The sequence below is a fragment of the Pseudodesulfovibrio profundus genome (assembly GCF_900217235.1).
GTDB classification, from domain to species: Bacteria; Desulfobacterota; Desulfovibrionia; order Desulfovibrionales; family Desulfovibrionaceae; genus Pseudodesulfovibrio; species Pseudodesulfovibrio profundus.
The window spans coordinates 1-24316 of record NZ_LT907976.1; the positions used below are offsets into that span (position 1 = coordinate 1).

General features: G+C 49.2%; 21 protein-coding genes. 19 read left to right on the forward strand and 2 right to left on the reverse strand.

Features of this window, described 5'->3' with window-relative positions; translation table 11 throughout:
- Nucleotides 1-65 precede the first annotated feature (65 nt).
- The 16 genes from DPRO_RS19615 to DPRO_RS19690 all read left to right on the forward strand — a co-directional run bounded on the left by DPRO_RS19615 (nucleotide 66) and on the right by DPRO_RS19690 (nucleotide 19964).
- Nucleotides 66-1228 (forward strand): IS3 family transposase gene (locus tag DPRO_RS19615; protein WP_097010279.1). Its coding sequence is split into 2 segments (ribosomal slippage): nucleotides 66-338 and nucleotides 341-1228, totalling 1161 coding nucleotides; the frame shifts between segments, so codons are not numbered across the junction.
- 9 nt (nucleotides 1229-1237) lie between these two features.
- Nucleotides 1238-2278 carry an SLBB domain-containing protein gene (locus DPRO_RS19620; protein ID WP_157917573.1) on the forward strand — a complete coding sequence of 347 codons (1041 nt, stop codon included), beginning with the start codon at nucleotides 1238-1240 and terminating at the stop codon, nucleotides 2276-2278.
- A gap of 24 nt (nucleotides 2279-2302) precedes the next feature.
- The gene (locus tag DPRO_RS19625) at nucleotides 2303-3352 is read left to right on the forward strand and encodes a glycosyltransferase family protein (protein WP_097013819.1); all 1050 of its coding nucleotides are present in this window, start codon (nucleotides 2303-2305) and stop codon (nucleotides 3350-3352) included.
- Nucleotides 3349-5361, forward strand: a complete 2013-nt coding sequence (locus DPRO_RS19630; protein WP_097013820.1) for a capsular polysaccharide biosynthesis protein — start codon at nucleotides 3349-3351, stop codon at nucleotides 5359-5361. The genes DPRO_RS19625 and DPRO_RS19630 overlap by 4 nt, the downstream gene beginning before the upstream one ends.
- A gap of 13 nt (nucleotides 5362-5374) precedes the next feature.
- Nucleotides 5375-5725, forward strand: a complete 351-nt coding sequence (locus tag DPRO_RS19635) for a DVU3141 family protein (RefSeq protein WP_157917574.1) — start codon at nucleotides 5375-5377, stop codon at nucleotides 5723-5725.
- A gap of 72 nt (nucleotides 5726-5797) precedes the next feature.
- On the forward strand, nucleotides 5798-9427 hold the full coding sequence (locus DPRO_RS19640) for a glycosyltransferase (RefSeq protein ID WP_162291212.1): 3630 nt from the start codon (nucleotides 5798-5800) through the stop codon (nucleotides 9425-9427).
- A 153-nt stretch (nucleotides 9428-9580) separates the two neighbouring features.
- Nucleotides 9581-10621, forward strand: a complete 1041-nt coding sequence (locus DPRO_RS19645) for a GHMP family kinase ATP-binding protein (protein ID WP_232005811.1) — start codon at nucleotides 9581-9583, stop codon at nucleotides 10619-10621.
- Nucleotides 10622-10645: 24 nt separating this feature from the next.
- Nucleotides 10646-11458, forward strand: a complete 813-nt coding sequence (locus DPRO_RS19650; RefSeq protein ID WP_157917575.1) for a class I SAM-dependent methyltransferase — start codon at nucleotides 10646-10648, stop codon at nucleotides 11456-11458.
- Nucleotides 11445-12200 (forward strand): TylF/MycF/NovP-related O-methyltransferase, encoded by a 756-nt coding sequence (locus DPRO_RS19655; protein WP_157917576.1) that lies wholly within the window; start codon nucleotides 11445-11447, stop codon nucleotides 12198-12200. Before DPRO_RS19650 ends, DPRO_RS19655 begins: the two co-directional genes overlap by 14 nt.
- 94 nt (nucleotides 12201-12294) lie before the next feature.
- Nucleotides 12295-14502 carry a sulfotransferase family protein gene (locus DPRO_RS19660; RefSeq protein WP_097013825.1) on the forward strand — a complete coding sequence of 736 codons (2208 nt, stop codon included), beginning with the start codon at nucleotides 12295-12297 and terminating at the stop codon, nucleotides 14500-14502.
- A gap of 116 nt (nucleotides 14503-14618) precedes the next feature.
- Nucleotides 14619-15341 carry a class I SAM-dependent methyltransferase gene (locus DPRO_RS19665; RefSeq protein WP_157917577.1) on the forward strand — a complete coding sequence of 241 codons (723 nt, stop codon included), beginning with the start codon at nucleotides 14619-14621 and terminating at the stop codon, nucleotides 15339-15341.
- A 110-nt stretch (nucleotides 15342-15451) separates the two neighbouring features.
- A complete protein-coding gene (locus DPRO_RS19670) occupies nucleotides 15452-16135 on the forward strand; it encodes a class I SAM-dependent methyltransferase (RefSeq protein WP_157917578.1) in 684 nt (227 codons plus the stop codon).
- A gap of 144 nt (nucleotides 16136-16279) precedes the next feature.
- On the forward strand, nucleotides 16280-16909 hold the full coding sequence (locus DPRO_RS19675; protein ID WP_097013828.1) for a class I SAM-dependent methyltransferase: 630 nt from the start codon (nucleotides 16280-16282) through the stop codon (nucleotides 16907-16909).
- Nucleotides 16910-16933: 24 nt separating this feature from the next.
- Entirely contained in the window at nucleotides 16934-17647 is a 714-nt protein-coding gene (locus DPRO_RS19680; RefSeq protein ID WP_157917579.1) for a nucleotidyltransferase family protein, read from the forward strand.
- A 5-nt stretch (nucleotides 17648-17652) separates the two neighbouring features.
- Nucleotides 17653-18309, forward strand: coding sequence for a class I SAM-dependent methyltransferase (locus DPRO_RS19685; protein ID WP_157917580.1), 657 nt, complete (start codon nucleotides 17653-17655; stop codon nucleotides 18307-18309).
- Nucleotides 18310-18801: 492 nt separating this feature from the next.
- Nucleotides 18802-19964, forward strand: a protein-coding gene (locus tag DPRO_RS19690) for an IS3 family transposase (RefSeq protein WP_097010279.1) whose coding sequence is annotated in 2 segments (ribosomal slippage) — nucleotides 18802-19074 and nucleotides 19077-19964 — 1161 coding nt in all. Because the reading frame shifts where the segments join, the coding sequence is not laid out codon by codon here.
- 59 nt (nucleotides 19965-20023) lie between these two features.
- Here DPRO_RS19690 and DPRO_RS20795 read toward each other — a convergent pair.
- Nucleotides 20024-21163, reverse strand: a complete 1140-nt coding sequence (locus DPRO_RS20795; protein WP_097013831.1) for an RNA-guided endonuclease InsQ/TnpB family protein — start codon at nucleotides 21161-21163, stop codon at nucleotides 20024-20026.
- On the opposite strand from DPRO_RS20795, the gene tnpA reads away from it, so the two are divergent.
- On the forward strand, nucleotides 21089-21514 hold the full coding sequence (tnpA, locus tag DPRO_RS19700) for an IS200/IS605 family transposase (protein WP_157917582.1): 426 nt from the start codon (nucleotides 21089-21091) through the stop codon (nucleotides 21512-21514). The genes DPRO_RS20795 and tnpA overlap by 75 nt on opposite strands.
- A 178-nt stretch (nucleotides 21515-21692) precedes the next feature.
- On the opposite strand, the gene DPRO_RS19705 is transcribed toward tnpA, so the two are convergent.
- Nucleotides 21693-22601: a site-specific integrase gene (locus tag DPRO_RS19705; protein ID WP_097013832.1), complete on the reverse strand. Its 909-nt coding sequence runs from the start codon at nucleotides 22599-22601 to the stop codon at nucleotides 21693-21695.
- A 487-nt stretch (nucleotides 22602-23088) separates the two neighbouring features.
- On the opposite strand from DPRO_RS19705, the gene DPRO_RS19710 reads away from it, so the two are divergent.
- Nucleotides 23089-23520 (forward strand): hypothetical protein, encoded by a 432-nt coding sequence (locus DPRO_RS19710; RefSeq protein ID WP_097013833.1) that lies wholly within the window; start codon nucleotides 23089-23091, stop codon nucleotides 23518-23520.
- Nucleotides 23507-24163, forward strand: coding sequence for a hypothetical protein (locus DPRO_RS19715; RefSeq protein ID WP_097013834.1), 657 nt, complete (start codon nucleotides 23507-23509; stop codon nucleotides 24161-24163). The genes DPRO_RS19710 and DPRO_RS19715 overlap by 14 nt, the downstream gene beginning before the upstream one ends.
- The last annotated feature ends 153 nt before the right edge of the window (nucleotides 24164-24316 follow it).

Here is a 24316-nt window from a genome sequence, read left to right on the forward strand (position 1 = left end):
GAAGTGGCCTCGGAAAACTGGACCACTCGATAAGGTGGACATAAACTGCCCGAAGGAGGCAATTCATGTCCAAGACGAGAAAACGTTTCAGCGCGGAATTCAAAGCCCGAGTCGCCCTGGATGCCCTGTCCGGGGAACACACCCTGTCGGAACTCGCCAGCAAGTACGGCGTACACCCCAATCAGGTTTCCCAGTGGAAGAAGCAGGCCAAGGAAGGGATCGTGGCGTCCTTTTCAGGCAAGGCCGTCGGCCGTCAGGATAACGGGGCCCAGATCAAGGAGCTTCACGCCAAGATTGGCCAGCTCACGGTGGAGAAGGATTTTTTGCAACAAGCCTTCGCCAAAATTTGAGCTGTGAGCGAAGGCGAGAGGTGGTCGACAAGACTCACCCCGAGCTCAGTATCCGGCGGCAATGCCGAATTCTCAAGCTGTACCGATCGACGTACTACTACGAACCGATCGGCGAATCTCCGGCCAACCTGGCCCTTATGCGCCGAATCGATGAGTTGTTTATGGAGCTGCCGTTTTTCGGTTCCAGACAGATGCGTAATACCCTACGAGACGAAGGGCAAAGGGTCGGTCGTGAACGGGTACGACGTCTGATGCGTAAAATGGGCCTGATGGCGATTTACCAAAAGCCAAAGACAAGCCATCCGCATCCGCAACATAAGACGTATCCGTATTTGCTGCGGCACAAGGCGATTACGAAGCCCAATCAGGTTTGGTGTGCCGACATCACGTATATCCCCATGACACGCGGCTTCTTATACCTTGTGGCGGTCATGGACTGGCACAGTCGGGCCGTCCTGTCGTGGAGGCTCTCAAACACGATGGATGCTGATTTCTGCGTGTCTGCCTTGGAAGAAGCCCTGAATCGTTATGGGGTGCCGGAAATCTTCAACACCGACCAGGGATCACAGTTCACCAGCTACGAGTTCACACGGACGCTCAGAGAGGCTGGAATTCGTATCTCCATGGACGGTCGAGGCCGATGGATGGATAATGTGATGATCGAGCGTCTGTGGCGTTCGTTGAAATATGAATGTGCTTACCTGCGTGAGATGGGAACCGGAAGCGAACTGCGGCAAGCCTTGGCTTGGTGGTTCGATTTCTACAACAATCGACGTCCGCATTTTGCTTTTGACGGCAAGAAGCCGATGGAGATATATCAGAACCGTTCCAGGCCAGAGGGGGTACCCCCTCTGGCCTGGAACGAAAGAGCGGCGTAGCTCGTAAACGTGTCCACCTTAAAATCGTCGCTCAGTGGTCCGAAGAACCGAGGCCACTTCTGTAACATTCGACTCAAAGACGGTGATGTTATCGTAGTCAGTAAGCGCGGTATTCGGGTTGGCGTTAACGGGCATGTTCGTACTCAGGCATGGTTTGAATTCTCCAATAAAGTTGTGCGCGGTTCTGAAGTTATGAAGTGGAGCGATCCGCTGCCAGGTGTAACCCATGTTTCTATTTGGGGGCATCGGGCAGGTGCACCGCTTAAGACCTACCTGTCTCTTGATGAGTTTGAGACGTTCGCTGTGCATGAGAATGATACTATTGAATTTATCTATGATGAACCTTCTGAGGCCATCACCATTTATGCTGAGGGTGCCTTGGATGGGCGATCACAGTTCTTCGTTCAAAAGGGAGCACGTCTCCATGATGTGTTGAATTATATCAAGGTGGATAAGAACTATGCTAAACTCGATTCCATCTACTTGCGGCGATATGAGGTTGCTAGGCGACAATCTGCGGCACTCATGGAATCGTTGTTCAGGCTGGAACAAAATGCGCTGACTTCTTCATCGGCCACGGCCGAGGGGGCCTCTATCAGACTTAAGGAAGCCCAGTTGATCAGTAAATTTGTCCAGCGCGCAAAAAAGATTAAGCCGCAGGGCGTGGTCTCCATTGCTCATGACGGACAGGTGGAGAACATTTATTTGCAGGACGGGGACATTATCATTGTTCCCAATCACTCCGATGTCGTGCTTATCTCAGGTGAGGTGATTGTTCCTAATGCTGTGGTTTATAAAACGGGATATACGATTTCTGACTATATTGGCATGTCCGGTGGTTTTGGCAATAAGGCGGATCCTAAGAATATTATCCTGTTCAAGGCAGACGGTCGAATACTGGATGCCAATAAAGACTTGATTGAAGCTGGTGATGCGATCATGGTCTTGCCAAAATATGAGACTAAGACCTTGCAGATAGCTAAGGACCTGACTCAGATATTCTTTCAGCTAGCAGTTGGCACAAGAGCAATCCTCACCCCTCTTTTCTAGTCGGCCAGATGTGCTATACCACAAATGACTGTTACAGTTAAAAAACTTGTTGCCAGATTGTGGCCCGCCTCTTTCGAAAGACTTCCTGGGAAAGTGGGGCCATTCACATTTTCGTCAACCGACAATCTTGTTGTCCTTCATTTTGGTGATACGCCGACTTTGGATTATTACTGGAAGACACGGTTCCCGACTGCGTTGTACATTGATACCGCTTGCGAAAAGTCAGATGCCGAGCTTTTGAACAATGCATCAGCCATTGTTCTGGTGCGGCATATCAGTCCGGTTTGGCAGAAAATGTTGCTGGCCGAATCCAACTCTTTGCCTCCGGTTTTGGTGTTTTTTGATGACGACATACCGGGCATCTTGAACGATCCACACATTCCTTTCGTCTACTCTCTGAAAACCGCCATTCGGTATGCTCGGGCTTTGAAGATTTTTGATAAGATTTGTTCATCGGTCTATGTTTCTTCCGATGGTCTTGCTGTGAAATACGGACTGGATGACCAATCTGTTTTAGGCCCGTTGCCGGTTGAGCCGACTGGTTCAGTTTTGTCCCAAAATGATGGTCCGGTGACGATTTTTTATCATGGCACCGCCTCTCATAGGCGAGAGATTCTCTGGTTACGGGATGTCATAGCTGAAGTGGTAAAACGCCAGCCCGGCGTGCTGTTTGAACTTTTTGGTGAAAAGCCGGTGAGTAAACTCTACCAAGGCATCGAAGGTGTCAGGGTCGTGCATCCCATGAAATGGCAGCCATTTCTGACGTATTCTGCATCTGTGAGCTATGATATCGGTTTGGCCCCACTTCTCGATTCACCCTTCAACCGATGTCGAAGTCATGTAAAATATTACGACATAACCAGAGCTAGTGGTGTGGGAATCTATTCCGAAAATTCAGTGTTTCATACTGTGATTAAAAGTGGTGAAAACGGACTTTTGGTCAAAAATTCCGTTCAGGACTGGGTTGATGCTATCTGTGGGTTGGTTCAGAATGGCAACATGCGCCGACGCATGTTTGAGAATGCGTCGGCACATATTGTCGATTTGCGCGAAACGTCAGGAGCTAGGGGATGATTGGTATCTTCTCCAGGGGCATGAGTCGCATCCCACACCTTGAAACTTTGCTCGGCGACGAGGTGCGTTTTCGCCCTGGTGCCCCAGATGGTTTGTCGGCTATTGCTGGGTGGGGCCACAAGCCCACGGCAGACAAAGCTAAACAGATGGCCGCAAAGTGGAGCCTTCCGTATTTGGCCGTGGAAGATGGCTTCTTGCGCTCCCTTGGTTTGGGCGTACAGGGCCATGCCCCTCTTTCTATTATCGTCGATGATGTTGGTGTTTATTATGATGCTACAGGCCCTTCTCAGCTCGAAAACATGATCCGAGATCGTGATTTTTCCGATGCAGAACTTCGCTTGGCCCGTAAGGCGATTGAGGGCATTGTCGCCAATGGGGTGAGCAAGTATAATCATGCTCCAGAACTGGCTGACGATTTGCCGAAAAATGGGTGCGAAAGGGTGCTTCTCATCGACCAGACCCAAAATGACGCTTCCGTCAAGCTGGGGTTGGCCGACGAATCAACATTTCTGGAAATGGCCCGTGCAGCGCGGGAAGAACACCCTAAAGCTGAGATTCTGATCAAAGTACACCCGGATGTCACTTCGGGGAAGAAGGTGGGCTATTTGGCCGAGGCTGATTTGTCCAACGTGACGGTCATCGATTACGATGTGAATCCCCTTTCCCTGCTCAAACAGGTGGACCATGTTTATACTGTGAGTTCGCAAATGGGGTTCGAGGCACTGCTTAGGGGGGTGGCGGTTACCTGCTTCGGGATGCCGTTTTATGCCGGACGGGGGCTGACCTGTGACAGGTTATCACTTGACCGGCGATCTGTCGGACGATCCCTGGAAGAAGTTTTTGCCGCAGCATATATCTGCTATGCGAGGTACCTAGATCCCTTTACCGGGCAGCTTTCTGGAATCATGGAGTCTGTCCAGATCCTTGCTGATCAGAAACGTCACAATGACCGGAATCGAGGCGATTGGGTTTGTGCCGGTTTCTCCTGGTGGCGCAGGGGGTTTGCTTCACATCTATTCAAGTCCACGGACGGCAATATTCTCTTTGAAAACACAGCCGTAACCACGGCTGTCACCGCCTACGATATTGGCGGAAGAGCCTTGGTTTGGTCTGCGAAAACACCGCCCGGAACGTGGGAGGCGTGTGAAGACAAGGATGTTACGGTGATCGGTGTAGAAGATGGTTTCCTCCGTTCCACAGGGCTTGGTTCGGATTTTTACTGGCCTTACTCGCTCTGTATGGATTCGAGGGGAGCTTACTTTGATCCGTCTGGCCCTAGCGACCTAGAAGTCATTCTCAAAGAGAAACAGTTTGATGAACAACTTGTTGAACGGGCCACGGCGTTGCGAAAGAAGATTGTTGCCAGTGGTATCACTAAATACAATGTTGGGTTAACGAAAGAGCAGGTCCCTTTCGATTCGGGCGGTCGGCAAGTGGTTCTGGTTGTGGGGCAAGTCGCGGATGACAAATCGGTGGAATTGGGCGGATTGGGCATAGCTTCTGATCGGGAGTTGCTTGAAGCTGTCCGGGTGAATCGACCTGACGCCTACTTGATTTATAAACCGCACCCGGATGTGGTCAGCGGTAATCGTGATGGTGGTGCTTTCGCTGACGAGGGTCGAAATGTCTATGACGTTATTTTAACGGATGTCGGCCTGAACGCGCTTTTCCCTGTCATTGATGAATTGCATACGCTGACATCATTGTCTGGTTTTGAGGCCTTGCTGAGGGGCATTTCAGTGTATACGTATGGCGGCCCTTTCTACGCGGGATGGGGACTGACGGAAGATAGATTAGATTTTCCCAGACGAAACCGCATTTTGGCTTTGGATGAACTTGTCGCTGGGGTGTTAATCCTGTATCCAACCTACTATGATTGGCGAACAGAAATGTTTTGCGGCCCCGAAGTTGTCCTGCAAAGGCTGGCTGACGGCGAAGAACCTCGTCAGGGAGTCGTGAGGCGGCGCATGTGCAGAGCCTTACAGACGGTACTCAATATATTGCCATAGAATGGAGTTGCTAGTGTTTCGAAGAATATTGCTTGTTGTACTGATCTGTTTCGTGGGGGGGTGTGTTTCCCAAAAAGCGCCACCGCCACAGCAAGTGGAGAACGAACAGCCTCCTCCGCCCACTATGAATGCGCTGGAAAACTACGTTGCAACATCTGTGGTGGGTAGTGAGACATTCATTGTCAACACCCGCTATGGTGATGTGCGCTTGAGAATCCGCAATCAGTATTATTCCGCTTCAAATAAAATATGTCGTTTGGTCGACCTGACCAACCAGAACGAATGTGATATCGAATTGGTGCTTTGCATGGATGAGAGTGGCGACTGGAAAGAAAAGCCGATTCTCTGGAACAGCTGTCAGTAACAATAGCCTTTTTAGTCAGTGGACGATTCTTTCCACAATATCCCTATCCGCATTAAGAGCTGCATGTCAAAAATGATGATAAAAGATATAATCCTTCCGACAAAAGAAGCTGCTGAATGCACGGGCGAACGGTTTGTTTTTCATGAGTCTGTTTCTTTGGAGATGACGTGTGAGCATATTCACCGATATATGTTTGCCGCTCTCCATGTTGAGGGCAAGAAGGTTCTCGATGTTGCCAGTGGCGAAGGATACGGCAGTCACATTCTCTCCCAGGTGGCAGAAAGTGTGGCTGGCGTGGACATTGACACCGCCTCGGTGCAAGCCGCCCGCGAGAAATATCAGGCTGGAAATTTGAGCTTTGTGGAAGCAGATTGTAAGGCAATGCCTTTCGAGGATTCCCGTTTTGATGTGGTTGTGAGTTTTGAGACTATAGAACATATTGTCGAGTGCGAATCATTCGTGGCTGAGGTAAAACGTGTTTTGTGCGATGATGGACTTTTCATATGTTCTTCCCCGAATAAAGAGGAATACGGAAAAAACATTCCGCATCCCAACGAATTTCATTTGCGCGAGTTAACGCAAGATGAGTTTGTCTCTTTGATTGATGATGAATTCAACCATACAAAAGTGTTGGGGCAATCATTTTTTATTGGATCGGCCATGTCGGTTCTTGATTCTATGAAGGCTAGTAATTTGGCGTACTTTCGCGACACAGGAAGTGGGGCTATTGCGTCGGATTCTGTCATGTCAGCGCCAGTTTATACCGTGGTCTTAGCTTCCAATGCCTTGTTACCAGAAGTCCCCGAGAATTTTTATGAGGGGAACTATCCTCGAACCTTGTTGAGCTCGTTGCAAGGGGGAATTCAGGAACGTGATGCAGCTTTTGTCAGGGAGCAAGCTCGCCTGGAAGGAGAGCTGGCTGAACGTGATAAAGTGTTGGTTGCCGAACAAGCTCGCCTGGAAGGAGAGCTGGCTGAACGTGATAAAGTGTTGGTTGCCGAACAAGCTCGCCTGGAAGGAGAGCTGGCTGAACGTGATAAAGTGTTGGTTGCCGAACAAGCTCGCCTGGAAGGAGAGCTGGCTGAACGTGATAAAGTGTTGGTTGCCGAACAAGCTCGCCTGGAAGGAGGGCTGGCTGAACGTGATAAAGTGTTGGTTGCCGAACAAGCTCGCCTGGAAGGAGAGCTGGCTGAACGTGATAAAGTGTTGGTTGCCGAACAAGCTCGCCTGGAAGGAGAGCTGGCTGAACGTGATAAAGTGTTGGTTGCCGAACAAGCTCGCCTGGAAGGAGAGCTGGCTGAACGTGATAAAGTGTTGGTTGCCGAACAAGCTCGCCTGGAAGGAGAGCTGGCTGAACGTGATAAAGTGTTGGTTGCCGAAATGGAACGCATGCAAACGGAGTTGACGGCTTTACATACGCAAAACAGTGAGTTGCAAAAGAAAAATGAAAGCAGCGCTTTTGGTCAGGATGAAGTAATTCGGGAGAGGGATCGTTTCAAATTGTATTTTGAGCAACAGGTGGAATATTCGGAGATGCTCAAGCAGTCTCTGTCCTACCTTCGGCATATGCTTACTGTCATGGCTGGTGATACAGTTCATGTTCGCAATTCTTTGCGTTGGAAGATCGGTACGGCTATTATCCGTTTTCTAGATGCGACCCAGTTGCAATTCAAGAGTCCTTCCAGGCTTGATCGTATGGACAGGACCATAGCGGAATTCCGTACTTGGGAATCCAACTATGACCGATGCGAGCGGCGTAGCGAAAGTATTGATGCCTGTGATGTGCAGTGTTTCGAGCTTTGGGACAAGCCTGTAGTGTCGGTGATTATCCCTGTCTATAATCAATATGAATACACCCGGAACTGCATTACATCTATTGTAAAAAGTAGCATCAAGGTGCCATACGAAATCATTGTGGCGGATGATTTGTCTACGGATGAAACGCTTAATTTGAGTGAGGAATTCCCTTTCGTCAGTGTTGTGCGTAACGATGAAAATCTCGGCTTTCTCAAAAACTGTAACAACGCCGCAACACATGCTGAGGGCGATTATCTGCTCTTTCTTAACAACGATACGCAGGTTATGGATGGGTGGCTGGAAAGCCTCTACCAGACAATGGACGCGGACTTAGCCATCGCCATATGCGGTTCTAAGCTCGTTTTTCCTGACGGCACGTTGCAAGAAGCTGGCGGTATTCTCTGGAGAGACGGTAGCGCGTGGAATTATGGACGTGGTGGCGATCCTGAAGCATCGCAATTTAATTACGTCAAAGAAGTCGATTATATCTCCGGTGCCAGTATTATGGTCCGCCGCTTGTTTTGGGACGAGGTTGGCGGCTTTGATGAACGATATGTCCCTGCATATTGCGAGGACAGTGATCTTGCTTTCGAAGCACGCAAGCATGGCTACAAAGTCGTTTATCAGCCCAAGTCCGTTGTCGTGCACTTTGAGGGCAAGTCTCATGGCACGGATGAAACGGCAGGGCTTAAAGCCTATCAGGTGACCAACAACGAAAAGTTGGTGGAGAAGTGGCGGGATGTGTTGGAGCGTGATCATCTTCCCAACGGGCAGGACCCTGTAGCCGCTCGCGAGAGGAGCATTGGTCGTAAACGAGTCTTGTACGTGGATCATTACGTTCCCCATTTCGATCAGGATGCAGGTTCGAAAACCGCCTTCCATTATCTGAAACTCCTGAGAGAGAGCGGTATGGCGGTCACGTTTCTTGGAGATAATTTTGCTAGGCTTGAACCCTATACCGAAGTTTTACAGCAACTGGGTATCGAGGTCTTGTACGGTGTAGATTGGTTCGAAAACTGGGAACAATGGTTCGCAGATAATAGTCATCTTTTTACTCATGTATTCCTCAACAGGCCACATGTTGCTCTGAAGTACGTGGAGGCGATTAGGAAATACTCGGATTGCAAGATTGTCTACTATGGGCATGATCTCCATTTCCTGCGGGAGGAACGCCGAGCGTTGCAGGCTGAGGAGTCGCCGGACAACAAGGAAATTCAGAAAATTAAAGAGATGGAGTTGTCGATCTGTAGCCAGGTGGATGTCTGTTATTATCCGTCCGATGTCGAGGTGAAGGTTATTCAGAAAGAGTTGCCGGAGGTTTTGGCTAAATCCGTGCCTGCATATATTTATGATACCCCCGGTGGTGGTGGAAAGCCTATTCAAGAAAGAAAAGGTATCCTCTTCGTCGGCGGTTTTGGGCATCCTCCGAACATTCAGGCTGTTCAGTATTTTCTCGATGATATCCTGCCGCATATTGAAGCTTCAGGTGAGGATATCCCATTTTATATTGTCGGTTCAAAAACACCAGATTGGCTTAATCGGATTGGTAAGCCAAACGTTCATGTGAAAGGATTTGTTTCCGAAGAGGAATTAGTGGAACTGTATGGAATGTGTCGCCTCGTGGTGGCCCCACTGTTATATGGAGCCGGAGTAAAAGGTAAGGTCGTTGAAGCTCTTTATTATGGTGTCCCGGTTGTCACGACTTCTATCGGGGCTGAAGGTCTGTGTGCGACAGAGGCTGTGATTGTGGCTGACGGCGACAAGGGGTTTGCCGATAAAATTGTCGAACTCCATGAGGATTTGCATCGGATTGAAAAGCTCTCAGAGGGAGCACACCAGTTTGTTCAGAAATATTTTACCTCAAAAAGTGTGTGGCAGGTTCTAGGGGAAGACTTTAATATTTAATATTGTTGATCCTATGTGTTCGCAGTTGCCTATATCGACTTGCCAACAAGGGCGATTGGTATTATGGTCGAAAGATATAGTCCGCATTATGCAAAGGGCTTTCTATTCATTAATGTTTTTTTAGCTACCCGGTAAATCGAAGTAATAATAAATATGTCAATATTCATACGTTCAAAAGCGCCACTTCGACTCGGTTTTGGGGGGGGCGGTACCGATATTGCTGAATATTCGTCTCGATTCGGCGGGGCAATTATCAACACTACGATTTCCCGGTATGCTTACGCGACCATAGAGCCCCTGGTTAACGGGACAATCGAACTCTGTTGCACTGATCGCCACCAGTATTCCATACACGAATCCGCCCTAGAATTGGAGACCCAAAATGGGCAACAGCTTCTGGTTGGGGTATATAATAGAATTGTTCGGGACTATGTCAAAAAGCCTCTTTCCTTTCGTTTAACCACATCGGTTGATGCGCCTCCCGGTTCTGGCCTGGGGTCTTCTTCCACGTTGGTTGTCGCTATTTTGGGTGCCTTTTGTGAGTGGCTTAAGCTGCCACTCGGGGATTATGATATCGCTCATCTCGCATATGAGATTGAACGTGTGGATCTCGCTCTTGCCGGAGGCAAGCAGGACCAATTCGCTGCGACTTTCGGTGGGTTTAATTTTATGGAATTTAACCGTGACGGTTCCACCCTGGTCAACCCGCTCAGGGTCAAGCAGGAATTTGTCAATGAATTGGAACACAATCTATTGTTACTCTATACTTGTGTGAGTCGAGATTCGGCCACGATCATCGATGACCAGAAGAAATTTGTTAATGAGGACAATCAGAGTCGTATTGAGGCATTGCACAGCGTGAAAAAGTCAGCAAGCGCTTTGAAAAAGGGGGTCCTGACCGGAGATCTCGACTGCGTAGGCAGGCTGCTTCGTGATGGTTGGGAGAGCAAAAAACGAAGCTCTGATGTTATCTCCAATCAGAGTATTGATGCAATCATTTCTGACGCATTGAAGGCCGGTGCATTGGGTGCAAAAATATCAGGTGCCGGTGGCGGTGGTTTTATGATGATTTACTGCCCTGGTAATACGCGATATGCAGTGCTTGATGCCTTGTCGGGGCACACTGTCGAACCGGCGGATTTTCGATTCGTGAATCATGGTCTCGAGACTTGGACACGAAATCATACATACTAAGTTGTAGCAGTAAAAGGACCGCCAGTGAAATCAACGAGTAATTTTTTCAGAACTCTTGCAACTCGCTTTGAGAACGAGGATGCAAAGGCTCTACAGGAGCTTCTTGATTGGATGCGAACGTCCGGTAATGAAGCTTCTTTCTTTGCTGACAAAGATGTGATGCTTCAGTTCTATTGGAATATGCATCCTCGTTTTCAGTTTTTTAAGACCGTTGAACATGAAGGACGGCTGTTGGATGTTGGGGCCGGAAGCGGTGCACTCCAATGCTGGAAGGGATGGATGGCACCGGTCAGAGATGACATTCGTTATTTTGCCAACGACCTGACCAAGGGTGAATATTTCGATAATTGTGAAGGTTTTTTTGTACACAACCTGTCTGAAGAGCCATTCGTTGATCACGTAGCATATTTTGATTCTATCTTTGCTTGTCATGTTCTGGAACATGTCCCGAATTGGGAGCCTTTTTTTGACAATCTGATTGGTGCACTCAAGCCAGGAGGGACATTGTATCTAGAGTGGCCCACCAAGAAGAGTGCGTTCTTTCCCCAATTGGCGAAGTTTCACGAAGCAGGCATAGCCATATCTACAGTGAATTTCTATGATGACGCTACTCACTTGCATACGGCAGACATTGCAGAAGTATTACCATATCTTAATGATCGTGGGCTGGAAATGACCAATATGGGATACATAGAAAACCCATTCCTCGGAGCCGAATTACTCAAGGTCGGCGCAAGGGAGAATGACCAAGAACTCAACACCTACGGACTGTGGATGGCTCTTGGCTTCTCCCAGTATATTGTAGCGAAAAAGCGGAATGATTATGAAGCTGGCTGAAGACTTGCTCGTCAAGCAATTAGAGTCTAAGGGGTATATCGTTCAAAAGATTAGTGAGGCTTTGCCTGGCATCCCGGAACGAGAAATGTATAAGCCTTTTGTAAACCCGTGGTCCATCTTTAGTCCGTGGGACCATGATGAAACCATTCAAGATGTCATAGCTCAACTGGTTTCAAAAGGGCGCATGACTCTTGTTTCACGCGATAGATTGTGGATTCTCATGAACCTGGCAAAACAGGCGTTTACTCTGGACGGTGAAGTTTGGGAAGCGGGCGTTTACCAAGGAGGTACCGCGCTTCTTTTTCACGAAACTTTGAAGCAAGTTGGTGCTAGCAGGACAATCCGTTTGTTCGACACCTTCCAGGGAATGCCCGAAACAGATAAGAACTTCGATAAGCATAGTGCTGGTGACTTCGCTGATACGGATGTGGACGCTGTCAAAGATCTAGTGGGGGAAGCTGACTACATCGATTTTAGGAAGGGGTTCGTCCCTGATACTTTTGCAGGACTGGAAGACAAAATTATTGCCATGGCTCATATTGATTTGGATATTTATCCAGCTATCTTAGCGGCTTGTGAGTTTGTCTATCCACGTATGGCTTCAGGCGGTTTTATGCTTTTCGATGACTATGGCTTCCACTCATGCCCTGGAGCCAGAAAGGCTGTGGATGAATTTTTTGCGGATAAGCCAGAAGTGTATATTTCGCTGCCGACAGGGCAGTGCTTCGTCGTAAAATTGTAAGATTGGCATTGGTTCTGAACAGGCATAGAAGGTGCCTAGCGACGGGCCGACTGTTAGTGTGTATATTGGGGTTTGTGATTTATGGAGAGAGTTAATGACAGTTATATCGGTTCATGTCCCGAAAACGGGTGGTAGTTCTTTCTTGGACATATTAAGGAAAAATTATGGGGCAAAGCTGTTGGTTGACTATGGCTTAGAAGCTACAACTGCTCTTGCTGCTATGACTTCTGGCGAACATGAAATTGTCCATGGTCATTTTGTTGCAGATAAATATGTTGATGTGCAGGGTGCAAGATATATCACATGGTTGCGGGATCCTATCCAGCGTTTGTTTTCACACTATCAGTTTTGGCAGCGTAACAAGTTTCCACGGAGTCCTTTTTGGCGTCAGCAGTATTATAACAATTTTACTTTTGAAGAGTTCGCCTTTTCTCCTGCTGTTCGAAATGAGCAGGCCCGATATTTGGGTGGCATGGATATTAAAACTTTTTCATGCATAGGTATCACTGAGTTCTTTGTAGAAAGTATGGAGCTTTTTTCGAAATCGCTGGGAATGGATATTGAACTAGATAATTTGCCGCAGCATCGTGTGAATACATTAAGCAAAAAAGGGTATGAGCTTGATGATAAAGGTCTCCGTGCTGCGTTGTATGAATTTCATAGTCTAGACTATCAACTATATATACAAGGGTTGGAGGTGTTTAAATCTCAGTACAGCCAAGTGTCAGGTTGTTTAGATACCAGGTTCTGGGACTTGCAAAAGAGTAGTCAGAAATCGTTCCCCCCCCAGTTCTCACTGCAAAAGTTGCTTGCTGAGAAGCAGGTTAGTAATGTTATCGGGACATATTACTATGGTGATGGTTGGCCCATCAATATGTGGGATACTTTCCGTCGGGATGTAGTCGATGAGTATCTTGATGAGGTCAGGTCTGACGGTTTTAATACGATTATTTTACTTTTTCCAATGTCGCTTTTTAAGCTTAAAAGTAGTAATCAGAAAGCGCATGAGATTTTTTATAATGACCTAGTTTTTCTTTTAGACAAAATTAGGGACAAAGGGTTGAACTTTATGTTTCGGCTGGGCTATTCTTGGGATGGATTCCCTCTCAGCGGAGATCGTGGTCGTGTGGCCTTCTCTGTGTTATGTGAAGGCTCTAGCAAAGATGAGTTTATTGAAGAAGCCCGCCAACTGTATTTGATCGCCGAGACATATTCAGAATTTCTTTATGGTTTTATTACATGGGAAGATCTACTAATGTTCCCTTGCAATCGTGCACCCAAAGCTAGTGAGCCGATGAGAATTCAATTAGCTACGGAACTTGGTTTTACAGGGAATAGCGGGGCAATCCCAGAAAGGGATTCAGGTGAATTTCTTGGATATCTGGAATTTCTCGATATCAAATTTACAGATTTATTTATGGATTTGGCAGTAGCCTTTCCAAGGCTGTCTGCTGAGGTTCGTGTCGACACGACTCCCTACAATGATTCGGATGGAGGAGAGCATCATTATGTTCATCATCGTCAGTTTGTAGAAACTGATTGTGACGTTATTGGTACGTATTTTGCGACATATATGCTGCCTGAAAAGCCAACTCTGAATGATATGAAAAGGATTCTAAGCTTTGTACACCGTCAGCTTCAGGTCTCAGATCCTTCTAAAAAGATATTTATAGACCAATTACTTTTGGTCATTGATGAAAGCATTGGCAAGGGCTATTCAACAATCAGTGAAAAAGTTATTGATGCATTCGTAAAATGGTTTCCTGAATGGCTTGATGCAAACAGTATTGGATATGCCACGTGGGCATTTTGTGATTATGTTTGGGATGTGATTTTTAATGGCACTTTTCGATATGGCCCTTTGGGCTGGGAGTTTGGGGGCAATACTATGCTTGTGGAAAGCGCAGAGACTCGTTACGTGCAAATGGAGTCGGGGGCTTGGTTGAGAGGGGGGAGAATCTTACATTTTGAACCATGGCCTCAGCGTGGATGCATTCAAATTGAGTTAGAGGTAGATGATGCCTGCTCTATTACTGTTGAGTTGAGCGATTCCTATACCGTTGAATTGGATAAACGAGACATGTCACAAGTAAGCTCTGGGAAAAGGCAAGTAATAACGACAGAATTTGAGATTGTTCCCGAGTATTTGAAGATTCTGATAAATGGAGGAGCGGCTAAGATATATCGGGTTGGTTTAGGGAAGGAAATTAGTTCCTGTGGCGGTAGAGACTTGAATATGAATCATCGGGTTACATCCAGATTGATCAGGGAATTGAATAATAATTACGGTGGAAACTGTTAGTGTCAATAATAAATGCATATAATTTAGAATTGGTTAAGAGGATCGCTTCCTTCGCCGAGTGGGAGAGGTTTTTCTTATCGAACCCGATAACGGACCCTAAGCTGATTAATACTCTCGTGGACAGGATTAAGAAACAAGGTTTCCTTTGTTCGTTTTCTGGCGGAAAAGTGGAACCGGGGTTGTTCAATGTGCAATCGGCTAATTATAGAGAAGATTTTCTTTATAATGGTTTGAATAGTAGATTGAGAGCGGTTATTTGTGAATTGAACAAAGTTGTTGCCGAGAAGGGCGATAACGATATTCGGATATATGCCCCTGAAGCTGTAACGCCATTTGCGTTGTTGCTTCGAGGGCGTTATCCGCGATTTCTTGGTTCAGAATATAGTGATGATCAATTAGTTCGTGACGGCTTATTTCCTATACTATGTGAAGATTTGTTGTCCCTCTCTTTTTCTGATTCAGCATTTGATGTCGTTGTCATCAATGATGTTTTTGAACATGTTCCGGACATTGATAAGTGTCTGGAAGAACTTGCTCGTGTGATTGTCCCTGGCGGTAAACTCATTTCGACCTTTCCATTCAATATGGGGGCGGATGAGTCCGTTGTGAAAGCCAGACTAACAGATTCGGGCATAGAGCATCTCACTGAGCCTGAGTATCATGGAAACCCGGTTGACCCGCAGGGCAGCCTTGTTTTCGAGATACCAGGTTGGGATATTCTTGGTAGAGCTCAGGCGGCCGGTTGGAGGAAGGTGGAAATTGTTTATCATCACTCAGCGAAGTATGGCATTATCAGCAATGGGTTTTCAGGGATTTTCACTCTGGTTGCAGAAAAGTAACCTTTTAATATTTGAGTTGTCATATGGGAAGAGTGTGTCCCGTTTGTAAGAATGATCTGCATCTGAAAGGTCGAGACGTCATCCCCGATGGACTCAGTGTCCAGTGGAGGTTGGATGTTCAAGAACGCCATGCTGTCAATCGTCGTGAAGGGGATATCTGCGCCGAATGCGGGAGTTCATTGCGGCTCATCGCTTTTGCCAGCGTTGTCAAAGACGTTTTGCATGGAAGATTTGAAGTGGAGGTGTCCTCTTGGGGGGACATCCCTGATGCATTAAGACGATCGGGAAAAGTTTTGGACATATGGGAGTGCAATGATCTTTCCGTGCTGCATCCCTACCTCCAAGACACGCCGGGGCTGGTTTACACGCAGTATGCGTCAATGTTGCCGGAGGTGCCGTCGGAAGATTTGATGGACCTTGGGTTCGGCGACAATGCTTTTGACCTGATATTGATGACGGATGTTCTTGAACATGTCCTGGATTTGGGGGCGGCGCTAAGTGAAATGGCTCGTGTCCTCAAACCGGGAGGGGCGATAGTTCTAACCGTGCCGGTATTGATGAACAGGAAAACCAGACAACGGGCTGTTCTGGATTCTTCCGGTGAAGTACGTACCATCCTTGAACCGTCTTACCATGGTGCTCCCGAAGATGAATTGGCTGATTTGCTAGTGGCTCATGAATTTGGTAGTGATGTGACATCGTTGTTTCAGGACTTTTTTGATGTAGCTCTGCACAATGAAGAGGATCTGCCTTTTGGAGCCAACACTGTTTTTGTCCTGACTACGAAAAGCTAAGTTGAAGAGGGGTCGAATGCTCCAGAGCACCGAAGAAAAAGTTCTACAAAAAAATGGTTCTACCCTTTTTTGCTTCCGAGCGGCCAGGTTACACCTCCCTACATACCCGAACATATTATTCCTGTTCATGAAACTCGCCGACAGATGATCAGTGGTGCGCTTGATCCGCTTTTTGCTGACAAGTGGCATGACATTCGTTGTGTCGATCTGGCCTGCAATCAGGGCTTTTTTTCAATGGAATTGGCTCGTAAGGGGTGCCGTGAAGTTCTCGGCATCGAGGCCCGTCAGGAGACTGTGAACGAGGCTAATCTCATGCGCGACTGCCTCGGCCTGATGAATGCGACCTATGTGCAGGGTGATGTCATGGCCATGGATGGGAGCGAATATGAGGCGTTTGATATAGTGCTCATGCTCGGACTCATCTATCACCTTGAGAACCCGGTTGGCGCCTTGCGCATTGCGAAAGCTATGACCAAGGGAGTGCTCCTCGTTGAATCTCAGGTCGGCCCAGAGATTGAGGGTAAAATCGACTGGGGGACGTGTGAGATGCAGCAGCCAGTACACGGAGCCTTTACCATTATCGACGAGACTGAACAGTTTGCCAATCCTCTGGGGAGTGTCACCGGAATAGCCTTGTGCCCAAGCCCTCAGGCTATTGTCTGGATACTCAAAGCCCTTGGCTTTGCGCGGGTGGAGATATTACCTTTACCTGATAATGCGTATGAACAATTTGTTGCCGGAAAGCGGGTGATGATTGCCGCCTATACGGCATAAACCGATATACGACATGAGGTTGCAGTGATCCACCAGGCAGTCATACTCGCAGGCGGCAAAGGAACCCGACTCGGCAAGCTGACCGAGGCCATGCCCAAGCCGGTGCTCCCCGTAGGCGGCGATCCATTTATCAATTATCTTATCTGGAATCTGACCCGTTACGGGGTTACTGACATCGTGATTTCGTCGGGCTATCATCACGAACAGCTTGTCTCAATCCTCGATTGTCATCCCGTCTCCGGCGTGGACATCCGTTTCGTTCAGGAAAGTACTCCGTTGGGAACCGGAGGAGGTCTGCGTAATTGCCTTTCGATTTTGGACGATCAATTTTTTGTACTCAACGGCGATTCAATCTTTGACCTCAATTATCATGATCTGGCGAAACGAGCTGGTTCCGGTGCTGCTATTGGCTTGCGCCGGGTGGATGACACAGCTCGGTATGGCCGGGTCGAAGTGACGGATGATCTGGCAACCAGCTTTCGCGAGAAAGGGGAGAGTGGCCCCGGCTTTATCAATAGCGGCATCTATTGCCTGACGAAGGCAATTGTTGAAGATATGCCGGATGGTGAATCCTCTCTTGAGTGTGATCTTTTCCCCCGTCTCGCGGCCCAAAAACAGCTGGGTGCAGGACAATACACCGGCTTTTTTATCGACATAGGTATCCCTGAAGATTTCAATCGTGCCCAGGAATCGGTCCCGGCCTGGAAACGCATGGCGGCTTCCAGCGAGATGGAGTAATGTCGGTGGCGCGGTGGTTGCGTCGTATTAAACACGCCCTGACTGTAAATAAGCGGGCGGATTTGCTGCGTGCGCTGCAAGCAGGCTCTACGGTTTTAGACGTGGGGTGTGGCAACGACGCGGCATTCCACGCCAAGAACATCAATCCTAATATCGTGTACGAGGGGGTTGATGTTGGCGATTACAATATCCTTCATAAAGATGCCTTCGATGTCTATACTATTGTTCAAAGCGAAGATTTCGCATTGACACTTGAGAACATGGACAAAGAGTATGACCTTGTCATTTCCAATCACAATCTTGAGCACTGCCTTTATCCTTACCGCATGATTGACGCCATGTGCGCTCGGATCAAGCCCGGTGGTTTGTTGTACCTCGCTTTTCCCAATGAAGATTCCATAGGATTTCCGTGTCGCGCCGGATCTCTGAATTTTTATGATGACTGCACGCACAAATGGTTACCGCGAGGGCATCTTGTGGTTGATCGTGTTCGAGATAATGGCTTGAGCATGATCGAATCGCATATTCCATTTCGCCCCCGTACAGAGTATTGGATGGGGTGGGTCATGGAACCATGGAGCAGTTTGACGCAAAAGACTATGGCTGGGACATGGGCGTATTGGGGATTTGAAAACGTATTGTTGGCACAACGCCCAGTTTGAGAAATGGTAGCAAGACCATGAACAGCACCTTTACCATATCCGGGAAAATACCAGTCCCCTCCAAACTCTCCATGGTTGGAGACGAGGAAGGCCATTGTCTGGGTGTTCATGGAGACGTGGATGGATTGACAGCAGGGTGGTTCCGCATCAGGATGCAGTCAGCCTGTCAATCTGGCCCTGACGGCGCGGCGCTGGCCTTTCAGGATGGGCGAGATGAGCCATTCAAAGTCATGCACCTTCCTTTTGGCGTGAACGGTCAGCTCGATCATATTTTCTTCCTTCCCTTCTTGCCGAAGAGGCTCTGTTTTCTTTCCCGCCGGGCAGATCAACGTGGTAAAGTAGACACGGTAACATTTGATCCTATTTCCATGCCGACAGCCTATTGGCTTATGGCGGGGCGACTCCTGCACTACTTGCAACGGGAAGAGAAGTGGCCTCGGAAAACTGGACCACTCGATAAGGTGGACATAAACTGCCCGAAGGAGGCAATTCATGTCCAAGACGAGAAAACGTTTCAGCGCGGAATTCAAAGCCCGAGTCGCCCTGGATGCCCTGTCCGGGGAACACACCCTGTCGGAACTCGCCAGCAAGTACGGCGTACACCCCAATCAGGTTTCCCAGTGGAAGAAGCAGGCCAAGGAAGGGATCGTGGCGTCCTTTTCAGGCAAGGCCGTCGGCCGTCAGGATAACGGGGCCCAGATCAAGGAGCTTCACGCCAAGATTGGCCAGCTCACGGTGGAGAAGGATTTTTTGCAACAAGCCTTCGCCAAAATTTGAGCTGTGAGCGAAGGCGAGAGGTGGTCGACAAGACTCACCCCGAGCTCAGTATCCGGCGGCAATGCCGAATTCTCAAGCTGTACCGATCGACGTACTACTACGAACCGATCGGCGAATCTCCGGCCAACCTGGCCCTTATGCGCCGAATCGATGAGTTGTTTATGGAGCTGCCGTTTTTCGGTTCCAGACAGATGCGTAATACCCTACGAGACGAAGGGCAAAGGGTCGGTCGTGAACGGGTACGACGTCTGATGCGTAAAATGGGCCTGATGGCGATTTACCAAAAGCCAAAGACAAGCCATCCGCATCCGCAACATAAGACGTATCCGTATTTGCTGCGGCACAAGGCGATTACGAAGCCCAATCAGGTTTGGTGTGCCGACATCACGTATATCCCCATGACACGCGGCTTCTTATACCTTGTGGCGGTCATGGACTGGCACAGTCGGGCCGTCCTGTCGTGGAGGCTCTCAAACACGATGGATGCTGATTTCTGCGTGTCTGCCTTGGAAGAAGCCCTGAATCGTTATGGGGTGCCGGAAATCTTCAACACCGACCAGGGATCACAGTTCACCAGCTACGAGTTCACACGGACGCTCAGAGAGGCTGGAATTCGTATCTCCATGGACGGTCGAGGCCGATGGATGGATAATGTGATGATCGAGCGTCTGTGGCGTTCGTTGAAATATGAATGTGCTTACCTGCGTGAGATGGGAACCGGAAGCGAACTGCGGCAAGCCTTGGCTTGGTGGTTCGATTTCTACAACAATCGACGTCCGCATTTTGCTTTTGACGGCAAGAAGCCGATGGAGATATATCAGAACCGTTCCAGGCCAGAGGGGGTACCCCCTCTGGCCTGGAACGAAAGAGCGGCGTAGCTCGTAAACGTGTCCACCTTAAAATCGTCGCTCAGTGGTCCGAAGAACCGAGGCCACTTCTAAAGGAATTGGCTTTGACTCTTCCGGCTTTCAGCATCAACACAACCGCAATTTCCGCAAGTTTGTGATGTGTAAGCTGGATTAACAACGTGAACACTCCCTCCAAACATACGCATTTTGTATTCAAGCATAAGTCTGAAAGCGTGCCACCCTTGGTCAAGGATGCTTTTATTCAAACCGCTCTTGGCCTTCACATTACGCCCAGGCTCTTCAATAGTTCCCTTCGCGCTTGCGGACATATTTCGAATGCGCAAGTCCTCCAAAATAATCCCCGCGTGTTTTTTGCAGAGTTCTGTGGAAGTCTTGTGCAGGAAATCTCTTCGCGCATCGGCAATGCTGGCCTGAAGTTTTGCAATTCGCAGTCGCGCCTTCTCACGGCGATGACTGCCTTTTTGAGTTCGAGCGTACTTACGTTGTGCACGGGCAAGGGCCTTTTCAGCGGCCCTCAAAGGATTCATCGGACGGATGAAAGAACCGTCGGAGAGCGTAGCAAAACGAGCTACGCCAAGATCAAGGCCCACTACGGAAACGGACGGGTGAACAGGTTCGGGAACTTCCGCCTTGCAGCACACGGACATGTACCATTTCCCGGCCCGCTCGAAGACGGTAATGTTTCTGGCTTCGCCACGCATTTCACGGGACTTGAAGAAGCCAACCCATCCGATCTTGGGGAGCCGGACCCTGTTGCCCTCGAAAACAAATCCCTGGGGAAAGCGGAAGGATTCCCGGCAGCGTCCCCGCTTTTTGAACCTGGGCGCTCCTGCGCCTTCCCGGACACACTTCTTCCAGGCCGCATCCAGGTCACGAAGCGTTTGCTGGTAGGTTTCGGCCACGCCTTCGGCCAGCCAGGGGAAGGGGTCTTTCTTCCAGTGCGGAAGGAACGAAGCCATTTCGACGTAGAAAATTGGAGCCTGTTCCTCATCCCTGGCTCTTTTCTGAAGCCCCAAGGCCATGTTCCAGACAAACCGATTCATGCCCGCCCACCGCTTGAAAACGGCGGCTTGACCTTCATTGGTCTTAAGCCTGTAAACATAACCCTTGACTGCATCCATGCTCAAAAATATATCTTGGTCTACGGAGGCAGTCAAGTGGAAGAACTTAGAAAAGGGCGGCATGTCGTGTCGATGCTTCATGCCCATTTAGTCTTTGTGACAAAGTATCGAGGGAAGGTGTTGAGCAGGATTCATTTGGATAGATTGCAAGAAATATTTCAAAGCGTCTGCAATGACTTTGATGTTTCCTTGAGTGAGTTCAACGGAGAAAAAGATCATGTGCATCTTCTGGTAGAATACTCTCCAAAGGTGCAGCTTTCAAAGCTGGTCAATTCTCTTAAGGGTGTATCATCTCGACTTCTAAGAAAGGAATTTGCGGACATTCGTATTCGATACTGGAAGGGCGTGTTGTGGTCGCCTTCATATTTTGTTGGCAGTTGTGGGGGCGCACCAATCGACATCCTACGACGCTACGTTGAAAATCAGGGAAAGCATTAGGAGCGGCGCTTCCCCTCCCGCCTAAAGGCGGGAGTCCCCGCGCCGAAGAACGATGGGCAAAGCGCGGATCTCGCTGCCTGGGTGGATTTGGTCTGTTTGTCAGAAAGAAATCGCCGGGAAAGGCCAGGGAAGCTTGCTCTGATGGCTTCCATCGTTCCGAGCTTTGTCCCTATTTTCATTAGCGAAGATAGTGCAGGGTGATATCGGGCCTGTGGTGGCCCATTTCCTCGGAAATCAGATAGTGCGCCTGTTCAGGCGCGTATCCTTCCCGCGTAAGTTCCTGATAGCGGTCCTGGGCGAAGTTGTATCTCAAATCGTGTGTTCCTGAGTTGACTTCACCGGCCCGACTTGCCGCTTCAGCAACGTGATTGCGGTACGTCGATTGATTGACCCGCAGCACCCCGCCTCGCTCGCTCAGCGTTTGTTGCAAACGCTGAAACGTGTCGGGCCTGACTTCGATTGTCCGAGGCATCCCGCCCTTCGTGTTTGTCAGGTTGATGGTGTTTCCCTCGCGCAGCTGGTCGGCGCGGATCTGCGTCACCTCATGGCAGCGCGCGCCGCCTTCCATTTGGATGGTGGCCACCAGACGCGAATCGGGGTTGTTTACGTTCCGTATGACTTCGCGTGGGTCCACGTATCCCCTGTCTCTGTCAGGATTTTCAAGGGCATCCTTGGCCCCGGCCCGTAGGTCGTTGATAGCTTCGCGGAAGTCCACCCGCTGCCCTGTCTTCTCGCTGATCGCGTTGCCGAGCTTCCCGGCGTGAGCCGCTTCCTTGCGCCATGTGGACAGGGCAATGCCGCTTTCCCGGCGCATGTCCAGATATGACTTCACGTGCTCCGAGGTGATTCGCTCCATGTCCTTCTGGCCCATCTCACGGGCATGTTGGCCTATGGCCTTCCATGTCTCCTGATAGTCGTGGGCTGTGCCGTAGGAGTGGATTTTCGTCTGGTCTGAAATGCGTTGGGAGGTGGCGGGAATGTCACCCAGAGCGGCCCGAGCCGCTTCCTTGTCGGTGTGTTTTGACTCGCCAATCGCGGAGATTGCTTGTCGCAGCTGGTCGGTCTGCCAATTGATTGAGCCGCGCATAATTCGTGGGTGTTGAGTTATAAGCTTCAGGAGGGAAGCTGTACCTTGTTTGCCAGTCTTCGATTTCCGTGGAAATCAGGATGCACTTAGCATGTCCCTTTCGCCCTTCGTTGTTCGTAAACAACACGCTGGGAAGCGTTCTCGCTCTGCTTGGAATCTTGTTCCTTTTTCGCCGTCATGCAGAGTTTTCACTGACGCTTGTGCTTCACATCAAAGCCATTTGTGACCCCTCTAATAGCCGCCTATCGGTCGCCATTTAGGCAGTTGTGGTCGGTGTTCGAGTTCGCAGGGGTTTTTCATATATGCCCCTGCCGTTAGCGGAAGACGGGGCGGGCTGTCAAGCCCTCTTAGCGAAAGCCGCCCCGTTACCTGCCCTGCGGTCAGGTAACGGGGCTACGCCCTAGAGCCGCTTGCATTTACCGCCGATTTTCTCTATGTAAAATTCACAGGTGCAAATACACCTGTAAATTTCACAAGAGAAAATCACATGACGGACAAGCAAATCAAGCTCTGGGCATGGCTTTGCCGCCAAGGACCGAAGACGGTCCTTGCGACATTCGCCGCCCTCAAGATCGACACCAACGATTTTTTTTCTGTGGTCGGTTCCATGAAACACGACCTTGAAAAAACCACATCCCGAAAATTGAAGGTGGCGAAGCCGCTTGATGAGTTGGGGAAGATTCACGAACTGCGTTTTGACCGCATGAAAAAAGTGAAGAAGGCCAAGAGAGCGAAGAAGGCCAGAGCCATTGAACGCCAGTATTGGGCAATCGTCGGATTGCGCGAGAAGGGAGCAAGCTGGAACGATATCGTCAGCTACCTCTCCCGCTACCACAAGCTGAAAGTCACCAGAGAGTACCTGCACAAAGTCATGTCGCAGCTTGCCGACAAGTATGGAGATGCCAATGAGAACGCTTAGAATCGCTGGATTTGTTGCCCTTGCGGTTGTTGTGTTGTGGCTCGTGGCACTCGTCACAGGCTCGTTTGTCTTCGACAACACAGCCACAACAGCGGTCAAGATCGCGGTGCAGCTCGTCCTGCAAAGGTGGCTCGGGCTGATGCTCATGCTGTTTGTGGCCGCGGTTGGCGTTGCCATTGGCTACGGCCTTCATGTGGCAGCGGGGAACAGCATCATCCAGAACCACGCCGAGAACTGCCGAGAGAAGGAGCGCGAGTTGTCCATGCAGATCAACAAGGCCAGAAACGAACGGGCCAAGATCAGCCGCCAAATCGAAGAACAGGGGGGAAAAAGAGCCGATGAAGTGGAGCGCGACCTGGTCGCAAAAAATCGGGCCACAGAACTCGCCCTGGGCGAACGCGAAAGAGCCGTGTCCGAGAGGGAAGTGAAGGCCACGAAACGCGAGGATGCAGCCTACCACGCCGCGCAGAACGTGGCGCAGTTCAAAGACCTACGCTCAATGTATCTTGCGCAGATCGGCAGAGCCATTGAAGCCTTGGAAGAAGGCAATCCGGGCCGCGCCCACAAGATACTGACCAAGGACCGCAAAACATACCGCCGCAGACGCTCCAGAAAGCCCCAGAACGCACCCAAGCGGAATTAGCCTCCGTCATGTTCGGCAAAGAGCCCCAAAACGCTCAAATTTCGATTCTGAGCGTTTTTTCTCAGCCTCTGAGAGAGTCCATATCTCTTTATCACACATCATAGGTGATTCAAAAATACTCCACTCCATTGCCCTTGTCAATAAATTCGAGAA

Bases quoted from the DNA above. Each gene is read 5' to 3' on its own strand.
- DPRO_RS19625 (WP_097013819.1), top strand. From the start codon at position 2,303: ATGACTGTTACAGTTAAAAAACTTGTTGCCAGATTGTGGCCCGCCTCT.
- DPRO_RS19630 (WP_097013820.1), top strand. From the start codon at position 3,349: ATGATTGGTATCTTCTCCAGGGGCATGAGTCGCATCCCACACCTTGAA.
- DPRO_RS19640 (WP_162291212.1), top strand. From the start codon at position 5,798: ATGATGATAAAAGATATAATCCTTCCGACAAAAGAAGCTGCTGAATGC.
- DPRO_RS19645 (WP_232005811.1), top strand. From the start codon at position 9,581: ATGTCAATATTCATACGTTCAAAAGCGCCACTTCGACTCGGTTTTGGG.
- DPRO_RS19655 (WP_157917576.1), top strand. From the start codon at position 11,445: ATGAAGCTGGCTGAAGACTTGCTCGTCAAGCAATTAGAGTCTAAGGGG.
- DPRO_RS19660 (WP_097013825.1), top strand. From the start codon at position 12,295: ATGACAGTTATATCGGTTCATGTCCCGAAAACGGGTGGTAGTTCTTTC.
- DPRO_RS19675 (WP_097013828.1), top strand. From the start codon at position 16,280: ATGATCAGTGGTGCGCTTGATCCGCTTTTTGCTGACAAGTGGCATGAC.
- DPRO_RS20795 (WP_097013831.1), bottom strand. From the start codon at position 21,163: ATGGGCATGAAGCATCGACACGACATGCCGCCCTTTTCTAAGTTCTTC.
- DPRO_RS19705 (WP_097013832.1), bottom strand. From the start codon at position 22,601: ATGCGCGGCTCAATCAATTGGCAGACCGACCAGCTGCGACAAGCAATC.
- DPRO_RS19710 (WP_097013833.1), top strand. From the start codon at position 23,089: ATGACGGACAAGCAAATCAAGCTCTGGGCATGGCTTTGCCGCCAAGGA.
- DPRO_RS19715 (WP_097013834.1), top strand. From the start codon at position 23,507: ATGAGAACGCTTAGAATCGCTGGATTTGTTGCCCTTGCGGTTGTTGTG.